Source organism: Geodermatophilus sp. SYSU D00663 (genome assembly GCF_054050655.1).
Window position 1 is genome coordinate 53,303 of the sequence record NZ_JBJGZT010000010.1, and the last position, 17,455, is coordinate 70,757.

Here is a 17,455-nt window from a genome sequence, read left to right on the forward strand (position 1 = left end):
TAGGCCGCCGTGGCAGGCGGGGTCGTAGGCGATGCCGTCGGTCCAGCAGCGCCAGACGACCCGGCACCAGGCTCGGGCGAGGATGCGAACGGCGTGCGGATGTCGGGCGCCCCGGTCCCGAGCGCGCTGGTAGATCGCGACATCTCAAGCAGGCCCTCGACGAGCTCGGTCAGCTTGGCGATGCACCGGCGGCACCGAGATGCGACGGCGGGCTGTCACCAACCCGCGGCGGCGGATCGGGTGACGCGTCAGGCGGAGGCAGCCCGCAGCGCGCGGTGCAGCAGCCGCGGGTCGCCGAGGCGGCGGCGCAGCTCCCGTTCCAGGCCCGCGATCGGGACCAGGTTCTGCGGCGCGCGGGTGTCCTTGTACTCCGTCGACGCGTACCGGCACAGGGTGACCTGGCTGGCGGTGGCCAGCGCGACGACCTCCGCGGTGGGCAGGTCGGCCGAGCACTCCACCCGGACGACGCCGGCCCACGGGGAGCCGGGTAGGCACGGCAGCCGCAGGTACCAGGCGTGCCGGTCCCAGCTGGTGCCCATGAGGAACACCGGGGTGCGCTGCCCGGCGGTCAGCCGCCCGACCATCGCGTGGAGCGCCGGCGGCAGGTAGGCCGACCGGTGGCTCTTGATGAACCCGAGCGCCCGGGGCAGGTGGGTGCGGCCGCGCAGCGGCCCGTCGACGACGAGCAGGTCGTCGTCGCCGACGCCGTGGGCGGCCAGGCCGGCGCGGGCGTCGACGGCGACCTGCAGCTCCAGCTCGCCGAGGCGCCGCTGCAGCGCCTGGGACAGGGTCACCGACAGCGGCGTCGCCGCGCCGGGCGCGGTGCGGCAGGCGAGGTAGGTGCCGGCGCGGGTGGTCACGTCGACCGCGTGCGCGGCGATGGTGAACAGCCCCCGCCGGGTCTGGGACACGAGGTGGTGCGCGCCGGACTTGCAGCAGCAGACCACGCCGGCGGCGTAGGAGGCGGCCAGCGCGGCGGACGCCTCGGTGGCTGGCCCGCCGGCGGCCACGTCGTCGATCCACAGCCGCGCCTCGATGCGGCGCACCCCGTCGACGAACAGCACCGCCTCGGGCTGCGGTGTGCCGGGGGCGGCGTCGATCGGCGCCCACGCCGCTGCCGACCGCTCGACGTCGACGTCGATGCGGGCGGTGGACTCGCCGAGCTCGTCCTCCAGCTCGCTGGAGGTGCCGTAGGCGGGGTCCCACGCGTCCACGGTGAACCGCATCCGCGCCGGTGCCGTGGTCGGGCCGGCGCTGGGCAGCGGGTCGGCGGGTTCCGTCATGCGGTTTCCCGGGCGATGGTGGAGGTGCGGGCGGTGCGGCGGACGGCGTAGCGGACCGGCACCCGCTCGGCGAGGGCGGCGACGTGGGTGATGAGGCCGACCATCCGGTCACCCGAGGTGGCCAGGTTCTCCAGGGTGGCCGCGACGGTCTCCAGGGTGGACTCATCCAGGGTGCCGAAGCCCTCGTCGAGGAACAGCGAGTCCAGCCGGGCGGCGCCCGAGGCGGCGAGGGTGGACAGCTGGTCGGACAGCGCCAGCGCCAGCGCCAGCGACGCCTGGAAGGTCTCCCCGCCGGACAGGGTGCGCACGCTGCGGGTGGCGTCGGCGTCGGCGTGGTCGACGACGTGGAAGTCGCCGCCCTCGTGGGTGAGCTCGTACTGCCCGCCGGACAGCTGCGCGAGGCTGGCCGACGCCGCCACCACGAGGGAGTCGAGCGCGGCGGCCTCCAGCCAGGCGGGGAACTGGTTGCTGCGCAGCAGGTTACCCAGGGTCTTGGCGACCCGTTCCTCCTCGACCGCGGCGCCGTGCCGGTCGGTCAGCGCGGCGGCCTCCGCCCGCCGCTCGGTGATGCGGCGGACCTCGCCGGCGGCGTCGGCGCGGGCGGCGGCGACCGCGGCCGGTGCGGCGGTGGCCAGTGGCACGTCGCCGGCCGGGAGGGGCACCTCGGCGGCGCCGAGCGCCGCGGTGATCTCCCGGCCGACGGCGGCGCGGTGCGCCTCGGCGTCGGTGACCGCCTGCTGCGCGTTGGGCAGCGCTTCCCGCCGGGCGCCGGCCTCGGTGCCCGCCCAGGAGGTCAGCGCCGCCCAGCCGGCGAGGACGTCGCCGCCGGGCAGCTCCGGGGCGCCCAGGGGAACCAGCCGGTCGCGGGCGGCGCGCAGCGCCCGCCACGCCTGCTCGACCCGGCCGGACAGCTCGGCCAGCGTCGCCTTCGCCCGCCGGTGGGCGGCGCGGGCGGCGGTGAGCCGCTCGGCGGCGCCGGCCGCGGCGACCTCCAGGCCGGTGATCTCGGCCAGCGCCGCGGCCGCCTCCTCGTCGGTGGGGGCGCCGGCCAGCGCCGCGTCGAGCTCGGCCAGGCGGCCCTGCAGCTGCTCGAGCTCGGCGGCCGCGCGCCCGGCGTCGCCGGCGGCCGCGGCGGCGCGGCGGCGGGCGGTGTCCGCCTGGTCCTCGGCGGCGGCGAACGCTCGCGTCGCGGCGGCCAGGGTCGTGCCGGCGTCCGCGGCGCGGGCGCGGGCGTCGGCCAGCGCCAGCGTGCGCGCCGCGGCCTGCTCGTCGGCCCAGGTGGCCAGCGCGGTCCACGCCGGCAGCAGCGCTCCGGTCGCGGCCGGTGCGCCGAGCTCCACCAGCGGGTCCCGGACGGCGGTGAACCGGGCCTGCAGCGCGCTGCCGGCGGCCTCGGCGCGGCGCAGCTCGCCGCGCGCGGCGGTGTCGGCCTCGCGGGCCGACCGCAGCCGCACGGCGGCGTCGGCGAGCGCCCGCTCGAGCTCGTCGAGCCGGCCGAGCGCGGCGCGGACGGCCGCGATGTCGGCGTCGGCGGGCAGTCCGGCGGTGGTGAGCGCCTCGCTCAGCGCCGCGGCGTGGGCGCCGGCCGCGTCGCCGGCGGCGGTCAGCTGCGCGGTGGCGTGCGCGGCGCGGGCCTCCGCCGCGCGGACGGCGTCGCGGGCGCGGTCCCGGGCGGTGTTGGCCTCGGTGGCGGTTCGCTCGGCGGCGTGCAGCTCCGGCGCCTCGGCCGGGCCGGGCACGGTGGCCACCGGCTGCTCGCACACCGGGCACGGGGCGCCGGCGACCAGGTGGGGACGCAGCGTGGCCGCCCGGTGCGCCACCGCGGCCGCGTCGAGCTGCGCGTGCGCGGCCCGCGCGGTCTCCTCGGCGCGTGCCAGCCGCCCGCGGGCGTCGGTGAGTTCGGCGTCGGCGGTGTCCCGCTCGCGCTCCCGCGGGGCCAGGGCGGCGCGGGCGCGCCCGAGCTCACCGATCGCGGCCTGTGCCCGCTCCAGCGGTGCGCGGGACCCGGCCGCCTGGAGGGCGGTGCGGGTGCCGGCCTCGGCGGTCTCGGCGCGGGTCAGCCGCTCGGCGGCGGTCGCAGCCGTCTCGGTCGCGGCCTGCAGGCGCTGGTCGTGCGCGGTCAGCTCCTCGGGGACCGTCACGCCGGTCAGCCGCCGCAGCTCGTCCTCCAGCCGATCGACCGCGGCGTCGGCGGCCTGCGCCGCGGCGGCGGCGTCCGTGCGCGCGGCGCGGGCGGCCTCCAGCGCGGCGTCGGCGATGGTCGCCGCGGCGCGGGCGGCCTCCCGCGCGGCCTGCGCCGCGGCCGCGCGGTCGGTGGCCTCCGGCAGGACGGCACGTCGCCGGGCGTGTTCGGCGTGGTCGGCGCGGGCCCGCTCCAGCGGTGCCTTCGCCGGGGCGGCGGCCAGCGTCTTGCGGGCCTCGTCGTCCGCGGTCTCCGCCGCGGCCTCGGCCGTGGCGGCGGCCTCGGCGGCGCCGCTGGCGGCGCGCAGCTGGGCGTCCAGGCCGTCCAGGTCGGCGGGCGGGGTGAGCGCGGCGAGCCGGTCCGCCTCGGCGGCCAGCCGGGTGACCTCGGCCCGCGCGGCGGCCCGCGCCGTCTCCGCGTCGGCGAGCCGCGGCAGCGCGCCGGTGACCGTGGCGGCGAGGTCGGCGAGCGCGGCGACCTGGGCCTCGGCGGCGGCCTGTGCGTCGGCGGTGGCGTCGCCGAACCGGGTCAGCTGCTCGGCCAGGGTGGCCGCGCGGGTGGCGGCGGTGGCCGCCCGGGCGTTGGCGCGCTGCCCGATGTCCTTGTACAGGTCGGCGCCGAGCAGCTTGAGCAGGGTGTCGCGGCGGGCGGAGGGGTTGGCCCGCAGGAACGCGGCGAACTCCCCCTGGGGCAGCACGACGCACTGGGTGAAGTGGTCGAAGGACAGTCCGAGGAGCTCCTCGACGGCGGCGGTGACGCCGGAGTCGGTGGCCAGGGACTCGGTGACCGCGTCGACCGCGGTGGCCGGGTCGAGCGCGTCGGCGGGGTCGGCGAACCGCTCGAGGCGGGCGTTCTGGGTCACGCCGCTCTTGGTGCGCCGCAGTTCGCGGGCGACGGTGTACCGGTCGCCGTCGGCGTCGAAGACGAGCTCGACGACGCCGCGGGCGGCGTTCGGCGACAGCGCCCACCCGACGACCCGCCGGTTGTCCCACCGGGGGACGGTGCCGTAGAGCGCGAAGGTGATCGCGTCGATGACGGTGGACTTGCCCGCGCCGGTGGGGCCGACGAGGGCGAAGTAGTCGGTGTCGGTGAAGTCGACGGTGGTCGGCTCGCGGAAGCTGCCGAAGCCGTCCATGTGCAGCCGCACCGGGCGCATGGCGGGTCTCCTGTCTCGCTCGGTGTCAGGCCAGCGGGTCGGCGGTGGTCAGCTCGTCGTGCAGCTCGGCGAACAGCTTCTGCACCCGCTCGTCGGCCACGCCGTGGCCGGCGCAGTACTCGGCGAACAGCTCGCCGGGGGAGCGGCCGATGCGCTCGATGGAGGCGCGGCCGGTGTGCAGCGGCGCGGCGAACTCCGGGTCGATGCGGATCTCCAGCGCGTGGGGCAGCGCCTCGGTGAGGTCTTCGCGCAGCCCGGCGCGGGCCGGCTCGCGGACGACGACCCGGAGGTAGTCCTCGCCGAACTCGGCGGCCCGGGCGGTCAGCTCGGCGACGGTGCCGGTGACGGTGCGCAGCCGGCGGGCGGCGGTGATCGGGACGTCGGTGACCCGGGCCGGGGTGGTCGGCGTGGCTTCGACCAGGCACACCACCGGGGTGTTGTCCTGCTCGCCGAAGTCGACGGCCAGCGGCGCCCCGGAGTACACGACCTGGGTGGGCGCCGGGAGGGTCTGCCGGCGGTGCAGGTGCCCGAGCGCGACGTAGTGCGCGGTCGCCGGGAAGGCGGTGGCGGGCACGTAGTACTCGAAGATCGACTGCGCCTCCCGCTCGCCGCCGCCGAGCTGGCCGCCGGTGACGGTCAGGTGCGCCATGACGACGTTGACCGCGTCGTCGGTGAACCCGGCGGCCAGGCTGCCGAGCACGTCGCGGACCATCTGGTCGTAGGAACCGGAGTTCTCCGCCGGGGTGGCGGCGACCAGCTGCGCGGCGCGCACGGCGTACCGCTGGGACAGGAACGGCAGCACCGCGACGTTGAGCCGCTCGGCGCCGTCGCGGCCGGTCAGGCGGATCACGCCGCCGTGGTCGGCGTCGCGGACGGTGCCGACCAGGGTGATGCCGGCGACGTCGGCCAGCGGCCGCCACGCGTCCAGGCTCCCGGGGTGGTCGTGGTTGCCGGCGATCGCGACGACGTGCGCGCCGTTGTCGCGCATCGCGAGCAGCGCCCGGACGACCAGGCTCTGTGCGTCGGCCGACGGGGTGGCGGTGTCCCACAGGTCGCCGGCGACCAGGACGGCGTCGACCTGTTGGTCGCGGGCGATGCGCACGATCTGGCGCAGGACGTCGCGCTGCTCGTCGAGCCGGCTGCGGCCGCGCAGTGTCTTGCCGACGTGCCAGTCGGAGGTGTGCAGCAGCTTCACGTGCTCGAGCTCCTCGGCCGGGTGGGAACGGGGGATGGGACGGCGGGCGTGCGCGGCGCGGAGGATGGCAGCCCGGTCCGACAGGATCGGAAACTCACGCCCGGGCTGGGGCGGTCAGAACGGCGGCGGGTCGTCGTCGAGGTCGTCGGCCGGCGCGCCGGGCAGCCGCCCGAACACCGATCCGGACGGCCGGGTCGCCGGCGCGGGAGGTGGGGTGCCGCACTCGCTGGCCCGGGTCGCCCATGCCGGGAACGGGAACTCCACGGCCAGCGGCACGGGGATCTCCGGCTGGGAGACGAACATCGTGCCGGGCTTGGCCAGCGTCGCGCGGGTGCGCTGGCTGGCCGGCAGGAAGCCGTACTCGGGACGGCCGGCCTCGGCCGGGTCGAGGCGTCCGACGATGCGGACGCTGGAGTTGGACACGATCCGCCGCTCCACCTCGCTGGCAGTCTGCTGCGCGCCGATGAGGATGATGCCGAGGCTGCGGCCGCGCTCGGCGATGTCGAGCAGCTCGTCCTTGATCGGGCTGGAGCCCTCGCGGGGGGCGTACTTGTTCAGCTCGTCGATCATGGTGAACAGCAGGCTGCCGGCCCCGGCGGCCTCCTTGCGGGTCTTCTCGGCGGCGAGCACGACACCGACGACGAACCGCTGCGCCCGCTCGGGCAGGTTGTGCAGATCGACGACGGTCACCTGCTGGTTGGCCGTCGACACCCGGCGGGACTCACCGGGGTCGGGCACGTCGCCGCGGATGATCGGGCCCAGCGCCCGCTGCGAGGAGCGCAGCCGCCGGAGGAACGCGTTCACGGTGCCCTGCCCGACCGCGGCGCCGGCCCACGTGATGCGGGTGGTGTCGTTGTCGAGGAGGTCCGCGACCCGGTCGACGAGCTCGGCGTAGGTGCGGCAGGTGACCCCGTCGATGCTCACCGCCCCGTCCCGGCCGGCCGGCACCGCCTGGGCGCGCAGCTGCGCGGCGACCTGGTGGATCACCATCGTGTACTGGGCGCGCTCGTCCTCGGCGTCGGCGAACACGTAGGGCAGCAGGTCACCCGCGCAGAACTCGGCCAGCGTCCACCAGAACGCGGCCACCCCGGAGGTGCGGCCGACCACGTCCGGCCGGCCGGAGGTGTCGCCCGGCCGCGGCGGCGAGAAGAAGCCGACCGACTCGAACCGCTGCGCGGACAGGCCGAGGCGGGCGTAGGCGGCGCGCAGGTCGTCGCCGGTGCGCGGGTCCTCGAGCCGGACGTTGGGGTGGTCGAGGAAGAGCAGGTCCTCGCCCTTGACGCTGAAGATGAGCGCCTTCGCGTTGTGCGAACCGGCGCCGAGGGCGCGGGAGGAGAACAGCGCGTGCAGCAGGAACAGCGCGTAGCTGGTCTTGGTCGCCACGCCGGAGATGCCGGAGATGGAGATGTGCGCGCCGCGGGTGCCGTCGACGAAGTCGAGGTTGAGGTAGACGATCTCGCCGTCGCGGCCGAGCCCGACGGGGAGCTTGCGGTCCATCTGGTCGAAGTACAGCGCCTGCGCGCGTTCGGCGCCGGTCGCCCGCCCCGCCGGCTCGCCCGGGCGGGGCGGCACATACATCTCCGGCTCGACCCGGGTGGTGGTCACCTCGGCGATCTCGACGACGCGGGCGGGCAGGATCGAGTCCTCGATGAGCTCCACGTCGGAGGCGAAGAACGCGCCCTCATGCCGGGCCTTCACCTCGGTGACGACACCGGCGATCATCACCGGGCCCAGGCCGGGAACCCAGCGGGCGGTGACGACCACGTCGTCGAGCTGCAAGTACTGCCCCTCGGCGATGGTGACGTGAAACCTCAGCGGAGTGGCGTCCTCGGTGCCGAGTACCAGCCCGACGGCCGGGGCAGGGGACGCTCCTTCCGCTCGGGTCGCAGTCGGAACGGTCTCGGCAGGGCCGGTCACGGCACTCCTCGGGCGATCGGTAATGGCACGCGCTCTCGGCGCGGAGGACGACGGTAGGGGAAGGGGGCGGCCCCCCGGCTGATCGGACGAAGCCGTTGAACTGATGGCGACCTGTCGTCGCATCCGTCTCGTGCGACACGTCGGACATCCGGCCCCGCCAGGGGACTGTGGGGAAGATATTCGAGGTGTCGGCTCACGGTCAGAGGGCGGACTCGGACATCAAGGCGATCCCTTCTCGCAGCCGCGCGTCGCTGATGCACCGGAGGTGGGCCACGTCGTTGCGGGCTTCGCGGAGCCAGTCCACGAGCGGCATCTGGGGTCGACCTGCCATGCCGGCCCGGTGACGCATGTAGAACCAAAGGTCACCTATCTCGACCAGGTCCGTGCCGATCTCCTGGCGCAGCCGCTGGCCGTGCCCCTGCCGGTCGAGCCATGCCAGCACGCGCTCCCGCTGTTGATCCAGCAGCGGGAGCAACGTCATGGCCTGGGCGCGCCATAGGGCGCGGATCAGGCGTTCCGGTTCGTGCTTGGCGATCGCTGCGGCGTGCCAGGTCACCTCCTCCCTGTCCCAACGATCACAGGCTCCCGACGACCAGGGGCCAAGCAGTTCCGTGCTCGGCCGGTCGGTGGGTGCGGTCCATGCGGTGGGGCCGGTGTCCAACAGTTCGGGTCGGTCGCCGGCGTAGTCGAGGACCGTGCCGCAGAGCGTGTCCGCCTCGCCGTCCCACGCCGTCTGCAGGCGGAGCGCCAGATCGAGGTCGAACCCTGCGACCTCGGAGATGGCCGCTTGACGAGTCGCGTCCGCGCCGGAGGGACCGGCCTGGCGCAGCCACAGTGCCGTGTCCAGGCGGCTGAGCCGGCCCCACCAGTAGAGGACCGTCAGCCGGGGAGTGCCGCTCGCGATGCGCATGTGCCGGCCGGGGACGATCGCGACGACCTGCACCGGCATCTGCTCCGGGCGGGCATTGTGGGCGAGCGCCGCCGCCGCCGACACCACCGACTGCAGTTCCTCCATCTGCACCCGCGTGGCCGAGGTGGCCTCGACCAGCAACAGGTGGTGAGCAAGGTCTGCCCGGATCAGGTCCTGCACAACGGGCACCCGGTCGGGCAGGGGATGGCCGGCCGCCCTCAGGCAGTGAGCCACCACGCAGTCCTCGCCGTCCGGATCCAGCCGGACCCGGACGAGCCGCCGGGGGGAGGGACGCGCGGCCACCTGGTCGAACAGGCCGGGCGGCCCGCCCCGCTCAGGAACGACGAGGAGGACCTGCTGCATCCAGCCGTCGCTCTGCAGCGCGCGATCGACGTCGGCCAGGTAGTCGCGGGGGCCGGGAAGCCTCCAGTACTCCGCGGCGTCGGTGTCCGAGCCACTCACCTGGCCACGTTGTTCCTGAGGGCGGCGGCGAGCAGGGGCTGGAGTTCGAAGCGGCCGTCCTCCAGGCTCGCCGTGACCTGCAGCGCGCCCAAGGCCTCCCGCGCTCGCTCGCTGAGCCCACCCTCGATCAGCTCGGACAGGAATTCCCAGGTGACCGGTTCACCGATCTCGAGCAGGACCCGGGCGAGGGCCTCGGCTTCCGGGACCCGGCCGAGGGCGTCGTCCGCGAGGGTTCCCTCGGCGAGGACCTCATCGCGGGCGGCCGCGGCGGCAGACGTCCAACCGTTCCGGGCTCCCTTGCGCAGCGCACGGTCGAGGACGGCGGGCCAGCCGCCGGTGGCCTCCAGCAGGGCCGCGCAGGACGCACGATCGAGGCTGAGGCGCTCATCCCCGGACCAGGCCTCGAGGGAGGACTTGGTCACGCGCCGGAGACCCAACCGGAGGGTCTTCTCCAGACCGGGCAGCGGCGGGCTCGACTCGGCCCACAGCTGGAAGGCCTGGGGACCCAGGACCATGACCGCCCGGCGCATCGCGGTCCGCGGCGACATCCCGTCGACGGCGGACTGCACCTCCCGGGCGATCTCGGTGGCCTCACCGAGCGACAGAGCTCGGCAGTCAGAGACCAGCACGATGCGGTCGCCGGCGGCCTTGAGTTGTGCGGCGAGTTCGCCGGGGTCGACCTCCGGCAGGTGGGTGACCTCGGATCGGCGTCCCCGCAGCTTCGCCGAGATCGCTGCGCCGACGTGGTCGATGCCGAGGGCTCGGCTGCCGCCGACCAGCGCCAGGCCGGGTGCGTCGACCTCCACGACCGCGGCGAGTTCCTCCTCGGTCAGCGGGCTGCGGCCTCCGTTGGGCAGGGCCCGCCGGTACAGCGACGCCTGGAACCCGGGTGAGGGCTGCTGCCCCTCGAAGTCGAGCAGTTCGGCCTCGATGTGCGGACGGCTGCCGAGCAGCCGAACGACGTTCGGATTGCGGATGCGCAGGCTCTCGCCGAGACGGACCACGATGCCCAGGCCGACCATCTCGTCGACCAGGCCGCGGAAGATGGCCGGGCGCATGGACTCGAAGCCCTCCGGCCACCAGTACGAGCAGGCCTCCCGCAGCTCGGTCTCGTCGTAGTCGGCGTCCATGCCGTGCTGCAGGTTGCGCAGGGCGAGGACGAAGGCGATGCAGCGGTAGCGGTCGTCGAGGTTGATGGTGAGCATGAACCGCCTGCGCATCTGCTCGCCGAGGTTCGCGTTGTCGTAGACGCGCTCGACGTCGTCGCGGTCGATCACCGTGGGCAGGGCGGTCCCGCGCCGGGGGGCCGACTGCAGCTCGCGGAGGAGCGCCTGCCCGAAGACCTGGATCATGCCGGCCTGGTAGTTGGTCTCCGAGAGCAGATGCCACATGGCCGCCTCGTTCAGCTCGTAGCCGAGGGCCGAGAGAGGAACCCGGAGCAACTCCACGGCGTCGGGCGGGTCCAGCGGGCCCACGTTGACCGGCTGCTGCGCGAAGTGGGCGAGAGGAACGTTGCGCTGCCGCTCGAAGCGCTGGACCTGGTGCAGGCCCGCGAGCACGACCTTGAAACGGCGGTCCGTGAGGTTCATGAGGGCCCGCAGCCGCTCGATGATCGGGAAGTCCCTGCGCGCGTCGGCGTCCAGCAGGTCGTCGCACTCGTCGAGCAGGACGAGGAGGCGCCGGCTGGGGTCGGCCTCGAGCCAGTTGCGGATGTGGGTCACGGTGGCCTCGCCGCGGGCCGTCTTGCTCGAGCGATCGGTGACGACGCCGACCCGCTGCAGCTCCTCCAACAGGTCGATCCACAGCTCGTCGGAGTCCCGCCACAGGCCGAGCCCGAGACCCCGCACGTCCAGGTAGACGGCGCGACGGTCGGGGTCGTTCGCTGCTTCCACCTCGCGCGCGGCGGCCCGCAGGAGAGCGCTCTTGCCGACCTGCCGACCGCCGTAGACGAAGCTGCTGCCGCGGGGGTCGAGGACCGTCTCCAGTTCCCGTCTGCGTCCCCGGAACAGCTCCGGCGGGACGTTGCCGGCGACATCCGGGGCGAATGCGGAGACCCGGGCGAAGGGCAGGACGAGGTGCTCGAGCAGCGCGAAGGTGGGCGCCGGGTGGAAGGCCATGGTCAGGACGACGACGTCGTCCACCACCAGTACCCGGCGGGAGGACGCCGCCTCGGCGCGGGCCGCGGCGGCGAGGGCTTGGCGCTGGTTCCGGGTCAGCACTCCCCGGTACAGCACCAGATGCGGGTCGGGCTTGGGATCGTTCAGTGCGAGGCTGACGAGCCGGTCCGCCGACATCTGGTCCCACACGACGTGGACGCGATAGCGGCCGGCCGCGCCGGACCCCAGTTCGTGCATGACCACGGGCAGCACCGGTCGCGCGTCGACCACCTCGACGGTCAGATCCGTGCCCTGGGGCCGGGCGCGCGGATCGCTGCGCGGGGTCGGACCCTGCAGGGCCAGAACGGCGAGCACGGCGCGCAGCCGGCCGTAGAAGTCACCGGCACGCTTGTCGCGGAACAACGCCGTCCAGGCGACCAGGGCATCGGCGTGCGCCCGGCGGATGGCCGCCTCCTGGGGACCCGCTCCGAAGGGTTCGAACCGAACGCCTCGGGTGAGGGCATCGGCGGCGCGGTCGAAGACGCCGGCGTCGGCGGCGGCGTCGATGCCCAGCGACCAGAGTCGTCGCTGCAGCTGCTGGTATTCCTCGACGGCGTCGGCGCCGACGGCGCCGCCCCTGCGGGCGGCGTCCAACCGCTCGTGGGCGGCGGCCAGGGCGCCTTCCTCGAGGAGGCGCCGCACCGCACCTCGGTCCTCGTGCTGCAGCCGCTGGTCGTCGAGGGCCCGCAGCAGTTCACCGGTGACCCGGTCGCGGGCGCGCCGGAGCACGGCCTCGGCCTCGTCCAGCCGCGCCGAGGCGCGGAGCGGATCGTCGGTCGGTTGCTCCGTGTCCAGCAGCAGTCCTCGGACGACGATCGCTTCGCCCTCCTCCAGCGCCGCCGGATAGGCCTCCAGCTCGTCGAAGGCCGACCGCAGGCGACCCAGGCGCCGGCTCAGCGCCGCTCCGGCCGCGCGGAGGTCGTGGCTCCGCCGTTCCGCCAGGCTGGCCGCCAGCTCCGGGTCGGCGGAGCGGACGACGTCGATCAGCCGCCGGCTGCCGGCGTGGTCCATCCGTGCCGCGTATCCCTCGTACGCGGTCACTGGCGACCGGTAGGGCGCCGCCAACAGGCCGCCGAGGGCCGCCTCCGGCACGTGCGGCCAGGAGTTCCGGTCGAGGGAAGCTTCGAACGCGTACGGCAGCCAGCCGTCCAGCACGTCCTCGGGGGAGGGCTCCAACCCCTGCGGGACGCCCTCGTCGAGCCGTCGAACGAGGAGATCGGTGGCCAGCGCGGCCGCGCGGAGGGCCACCGCTTCCTCGGTCCCGGCGGCCTCGGCGACGTGCTGCCGGACCGACTCCCGGGCCGCGACCGCGGCGCGCCGCAGGGCGACGGCGACGGTCTCCAGGTGCCGGACCCGGTCCGTCCCCCGTGCCGCAGCGACTGCCCGGGCCCAGTTGTCGACGATCTCCAGGGCCTCGCGGGCCAGCTCAACGAGCTTGGCGCGGGGGTCGGCGACGATCCGGGCCGTGGTCTGCGGTCCGCGCAGGCCGGCGTCGGTGTCGTCGATCGCGCGCTCCAGCGCCCGGTCGTCGTTCAGCGCGAGCGCGACCCGTCGAACGGCGTCCGCCCGCTCGCGTCGGTCGTCCCGCACAACCGCCAACAGCTCTCCGAGCAGCCCGTCCTCGGTCATCCAGGCCTGGTAGACGCGGGTGGCCCGCTGGTACTTCAGCTTGCGGGCCTTCGCGGTGGCGAGCTGGCGCTGGGCGGCGGAGCGGGCCGCCGTGGCCTGGTCGAGCGCGTCTCCGGGAGCGGCCAGGGGCGTCTCCGGGCCCAGCGTGAACCCTTGGCGGGTTGCCGCCACCGTGGTGGTGGCCAGGGTGTGGAGTTCGGGAGCTTGGGCCAGTTGCGGCTCGAGGAGTTCGAGCACGTCCGACGCCCCGGTGAACGGGGCGACGGGCGCCGCGAGGCACAGCGCGGCCGCCAGCGCGTGCGCAGCCGGCCCGGCGGGGAGGTCGGTCCACGCCTGCGTGCGGGCCCACAGCGCCTCGGACAGGGGACCGGCATCGCTGCGCAGGGCGGCCGCGATCGCGAGCACCTCCAGGGAGGTTCCCCAGTCGGGGTCGAAGGCCCGAGCGGCCCAGGCAGCTGCGCCGAGGTGTCGGTCGTCGAGCAGTCGCGCGAGGCCGCTCCACACGCCGGCGGGAGAGATGGCGGCGCTCGCGGCGGACTCGTGCTCCGTCGGGCCGGGCCGGGAGGGCGGAGCGTCCGGCGCTGTCGTGTGGTCGCCGGCAGCACCGGGTGCGGGCGCGCCGCGGTCCTGCGCCGCGACGTCGGCCGCCGCGGGGTGCGGGGGCGCAGGGCGGACTGCGCGCCCGTGGTCTGCCGCGGACGGGCGCGGACCAGCAGCACGGTCGGCTTCTGGCTGCCGCTCCTCGCCCGGGCGCGACGACGGTTCGGTTCCGGCCGCGCCTGGCTGCTGCGTCCCCGCCGGGGCGGGGGGTGGGCCCGCGTCGACCTCGGGGGCGTCGACGTCTGCATGCGAGGGATGCCGCTGCCCGGAGGGCGACTCGGGCACGTCGCTCGCGGCCTGGTCGGCGGAGGCCGGACGCTCCGGTCCCATGGGCGGCGTCGGATCGGATTCGATCTCGGCCGGCGAGGCCGACGGCACCGCGGCGACCGCGGGTACCTCGAGCGCCACCTCGGGTCCCCCGTCGCCGGCCCCAGCCACCGCGTGGGCATCGTGGTTCGACGACGCGGAGGCCGCGCTGGGTTCCCCCTCGGGCGTTGCGGTGTCCGTCGCCGCCGGGGGGTTCGCCAGCCGCAGCTTGTGCGACAGCGCCAAGCCCAGGACCAGCGGGGAGGTCAGGTCGGACAATGCTTCGAAGGAGGCCCCGTCGAGCATGCGCTCGCCCCGAAGCTGCCTGAGCAGCATCTCCAGCAACGGCACGTTCTCGAGCCAAGCGCCCAGCGACTGGTCGTCGTCGGGTGGCGTGGCGGCCTCCCTGAGGACGTCGAGCGCCGCGCGGTATTCCTCGGGGCCGTCCACCGTCCGGAGCGGCGCCACGGCGGCGGCGGCACAGTCCCGGCGAGCCGACAGGTCGGCTCGCCGCCGGGACTCCTCGACCTCCCGTTCCTGCGCCTCCGCCAGCTCGACGGCTGCGCGCACGGCGCGCTCCAGCGATGCCGCCAGCGGCGGCCGGAGGGGGATGTCGAGGCCGAGCGCCGCGACGAGGTCGCTTGCCCGGTCGACGATGCGGGCGGCCTCCTCGGCAGCGGCCCGCAGCGAGTCGACCAGCTCGGCGCCCACCAGCGAGTCCCCGTCGGCGACCTCCAGGACGCGGCGGGCGGCGGTGCGCAGTTCGTTCTGAGTGCTTACACGTTCGGCGGCCAAGGACCGCAGCTCCCGAGCGGCCTGCCGGGGTGCGGGTGAGGCGGGAACCGGCTCACCGGAGACGCGTTCCGGCTCCTCGTCCGCCGCCGCTGTCGGGAGCGGCGGGGCTTGGGCGGGTTCGATCTCGCCGCTCTCGGAGGCGTCGCCAGCCCTCTCGTCGAGGGTCTCGAGGAAGGCGCGGGCACCATCAGCCGCAGGGCCTCCGCGGTCCTCAACGACCAGGAGGCACAGCCTGGCGAGGGCGACCGTGCACTGGGCCGTCCACTCGTCCCAGATGCGTCGGAAGTCCTCGACGGTGGGAGCTTCCTCCGCGTCTCCCAGCAGTTCGGCGGCCGCTCGCCTCGCGGGCTCGGTCAGGAGCTGCGCCAGGTGATGCCTGCGTGCGTCGTCCAAGGATGCTGCCTTGACCTTGAGAAGGCCCGCCTCGGCGGGCCGGCCGGCCACGGTCACCCTCAGCAGGGAGCCGATGGGCTTGCGGCCGTCTCGCCCGGCCTGCTGGAGCGCCTGCCGCCAGTCCTCCTGCGACAGATCGGCCACCGCCTGCGCCAGTCGGCAACCAGGTGTCACTGTGATCCCCTCTCCCCGTGCCCACGGAGAGTCGCACACGACTTCCCGAGATCCGAGGAGCCTGACACCGCAGGGGGAACATCCGTTCCGGCTGCCTCGACGGAGCGCGCACGAGGCCGTGCGGCCTCGTCCGTTCAGTCGTCGCCGCAGGCGGCAGCACCATCCGGAGCCGTGGCCAAGACAACGCGCATCGGCGAGACCGACCGTCGATCCTCGTCGCGGGCGAGGGGGCCATGCGTTGGCCGCGCCGTCCTGATCGCGGCAGAGTGGAACGATCACAAGATCGTCGCGGCCGGAGGAGTTGCCCGACCGAGCACGACGCCCCGTCAAGGCCTGTCCGAGGCCACGAGAAGCCGACGACCTACCACCGGGGACTTGCTCCAGCGCTCGCCTGGGCCGGCATCGCTGGGTCGTCGAACGCACCCTCGGCTGGGTGTTGACCTACAAACGCCTCGCGCTGCGCTACCACCGCACTGCCACAACGATCACCGCGCTGGCTCGGCTGGCAGTCACCCTCATCTGCACTCGAAGCCTCCCCGCCGACCAAGGCCACGTCTTTTTAGTGATGCGCTGGACAAGTTAGGGTCTAAGTCCCACACTGCAATCCCTACATCTCGACCGGAGGCGGACATGGCGCGCATCAACAAGGCAGCAGTGGTCCACGAGGCGACCAACGTCGGGCGGCGGATTTCCTTCGTTGCCGAGGATCCGGCTGTCATCAAGGCCGCGAAGCAGGCGGCCAAGGACGTCGCCCAGGCTGCCCGCTCGTGCGCGACGCTCGGCGGTGAGCTCAAGGCTTCCTGGGATCGTTCGGCTTGAACTACTCGCCGGAGGCGCTCGGCCTGGTCGTACGTGAGCTGCGTGAGGCGCGGTCACCGCGGCTGACGCAACGAGAACTCGGGGTTCGCGCGGGATACGGAGAAGCTGGCGCCGGGGTCGCGATCTCCCGCATCGAGAGCGGGCTCTCCAGGCCCAGTCCCGGGCGGCTCGCCGGCCTCAATGCTGCCCTCGATCTCTTCCCCGGCGAGCTCGAGACGCTTGCCGCGCGGCGCACCGAAGAGCTCGCCGCGTCCACTGGAGGATCGGCGGTCGCGTCGGACGAGTCCCTGCGCCACCGCTTGCTCCGCTTGCAGCGCACCGTCGAAGAACGGACCCAACGCCTGTCGAGCACGGTCGATGCCTTCAACGAGGCGCACGACAAGGCTCGCGACGAGTTCTTCCTCCCCTTCGTGCGCGCCGCCGAGGCCATCTCGGGAGCCCCTGCACCGCCACGGGAGAGCCTGGAAGAGACCGTCCCGGAAGAAGGCGCCGACGCCGAGGCCACAGCCGCGTTCAGGCTGCACTTCGCGAGCTACGGGGTGGCCCAGGCGCTGTCTGGGGCGGCAGCCGGTGCCGCCGTGGGCGGCGCGGCAGGCGCGGCTACGGCCTACGCGGCCTTCACCGCCGCTGTCACCTGGGGAACCGCCTCGACCGGTGTCGCCATCTCCGGGCTATCGGGCGTCGCCGCGTCCAATGCCGCGCTCGCACTGCTGGGCGGCGGCACCCTCGCGGCGGGCGGAGCCGGCATAGCTGGCGGTTCTGCGCTTCTCACGGGGCTTGTCGCCGGCCCGGCAGTGCTCCTGGCCCTGGGTGGTGTCGTGTGGGCTGCGCGCCGAAACCGGCAGCAGCGGCAGGAGCTCAAAGCGAAGCTCGGCGAGGCCGAGGCGCAACTCGATGCGCAGGCGCGGGGCGTGCAGGCGTTCATCGACCTCGTGCGACGCGCCGCCCAGATCCTGGAGTACATCGCGGTTCATGGTGCCCACGCCCGCGAGCGATGGTCTCGACGACTGGAGGCGCCGACGGAGTGGGATGCCCTGTCCCCCGTGCAGCAGGAGCAGTACGACGACTTCGTCCAGCTCTGCGCCGCGCAGCTCGCCGTGGCGACGCTCGACGTGGAGCGGCTCCTGGTGCTTCGAGGTGAGGAGCTCGACCAGGAGATCGGCCTGATGGACCAGATCCTCGAGAAGAGCGAGGACTTGGTTTACAGCCGGGCGTAACGCGAGCCTCGTCGCAGCGTCGACGCCTCGCTTGATTCGCGCTATGCCGCTGAGGGCGCCCGCTGGCCAAGCGCTCACTGCTCGACCCGGTCGCGCGCTTGCAGAGGTAGCGAGCTGCCGTCTTGGCCAGCGGGCGCCCTCAGCGGCGGAGCAGCCGGATGGCCACGAGGAGCCACAGCCGGCACCCGCTCCAGCGCGGGACACCCAGAGGACCGGCCCCGCCGCAGGCAAGAGAAGACCTTGCCGATGCTCGCTGGCGGC

General features: G+C 74.6%; 8 protein-coding genes and 1 pseudogene. 3 read left to right on the forward strand and 6 right to left on the reverse strand.

Features of this window, described 5'->3' with window-relative positions; all coding sequences use genetic code 11:
- Nucleotides 1-248: 248 nt before the first annotated feature.
- From ACI79Z_RS09815 to ACI79Z_RS09840, 6 genes are all read right to left on the reverse strand, one after another.
- A complete protein-coding gene (locus ACI79Z_RS09815) occupies nt 249-1,283 on the reverse strand; it encodes a hypothetical protein (protein WP_456902499.1) in 1,035 nt (344 codons plus the stop codon).
- A complete protein-coding gene (locus ACI79Z_RS09820) occupies nt 1,280-4,621 on the reverse strand; it encodes an AAA family ATPase (protein WP_456902500.1) in 3,342 nt (1,113 codons plus the stop codon). The genes ACI79Z_RS09815 and ACI79Z_RS09820 overlap by 4 nt, the downstream gene beginning before the upstream one ends.
- Nucleotides 4,622-4,646: 25 nt before the next feature.
- Complete coding sequence (locus tag ACI79Z_RS09825) at nt 4,647-5,816, reverse strand: exonuclease SbcCD subunit D (RefSeq protein ID WP_456902501.1); 1,170 nt, start codon at nt 5,814-5,816, stop codon at nt 4,647-4,649.
- Between the two features lie 114 nt (nt 5,817-5,930).
- On the reverse strand, nt 5,931-7,595 hold the full coding sequence (locus ACI79Z_RS09830; RefSeq protein ID WP_456902502.1) for an ATP-binding protein: 1,665 nt from the start codon (nt 7,593-7,595) through the stop codon (nt 5,931-5,933).
- 337 nt (nt 7,596-7,932) lie between these two features.
- Nucleotides 7,933-9,105, reverse strand: coding sequence for a hypothetical protein (locus ACI79Z_RS09835; RefSeq protein ID WP_456902503.1), 1,173 nt, complete (start codon nt 9,103-9,105; stop codon nt 7,933-7,935).
- Nucleotides 9,102-15,128, reverse strand: a complete 6,027-nt coding sequence (locus tag ACI79Z_RS09840; RefSeq protein ID WP_456902504.1) for an AAA family ATPase — start codon at nt 15,126-15,128, stop codon at nt 9,102-9,104. Before ACI79Z_RS09840 ends, ACI79Z_RS09835 begins: the two co-directional genes overlap by 4 nt.
- A 400-nt stretch (nt 15,129-15,528) precedes the next feature.
- Between ACI79Z_RS09840 and ACI79Z_RS09845 the strand changes: the two are divergent.
- The 3 genes and pseudogenes from ACI79Z_RS09845 to ACI79Z_RS09855 all read left to right on the forward strand — a co-directional run.
- Nucleotides 15,529-15,741: pseudogene (locus tag ACI79Z_RS09845) on the forward strand (transposase); the annotation flags it as partial.
- Between the two features lie 47 nt (nt 15,742-15,788).
- Nucleotides 15,789-15,977: a hypothetical protein gene (locus ACI79Z_RS09850; protein WP_456902505.1), complete on the forward strand. Its 189-nt coding sequence runs from the start codon at nt 15,789-15,791 to the stop codon at nt 15,975-15,977.
- Nucleotides 15,974-17,194, forward strand: a complete 1,221-nt coding sequence (locus tag ACI79Z_RS09855) for a helix-turn-helix domain-containing protein (protein ID WP_456902506.1) — start codon at nt 15,974-15,976, stop codon at nt 17,192-17,194. The genes ACI79Z_RS09850 and ACI79Z_RS09855 overlap by 4 nt, the downstream gene beginning before the upstream one ends.
- The last annotated feature ends 261 nt before the right edge of the window (nt 17,195-17,455 follow it).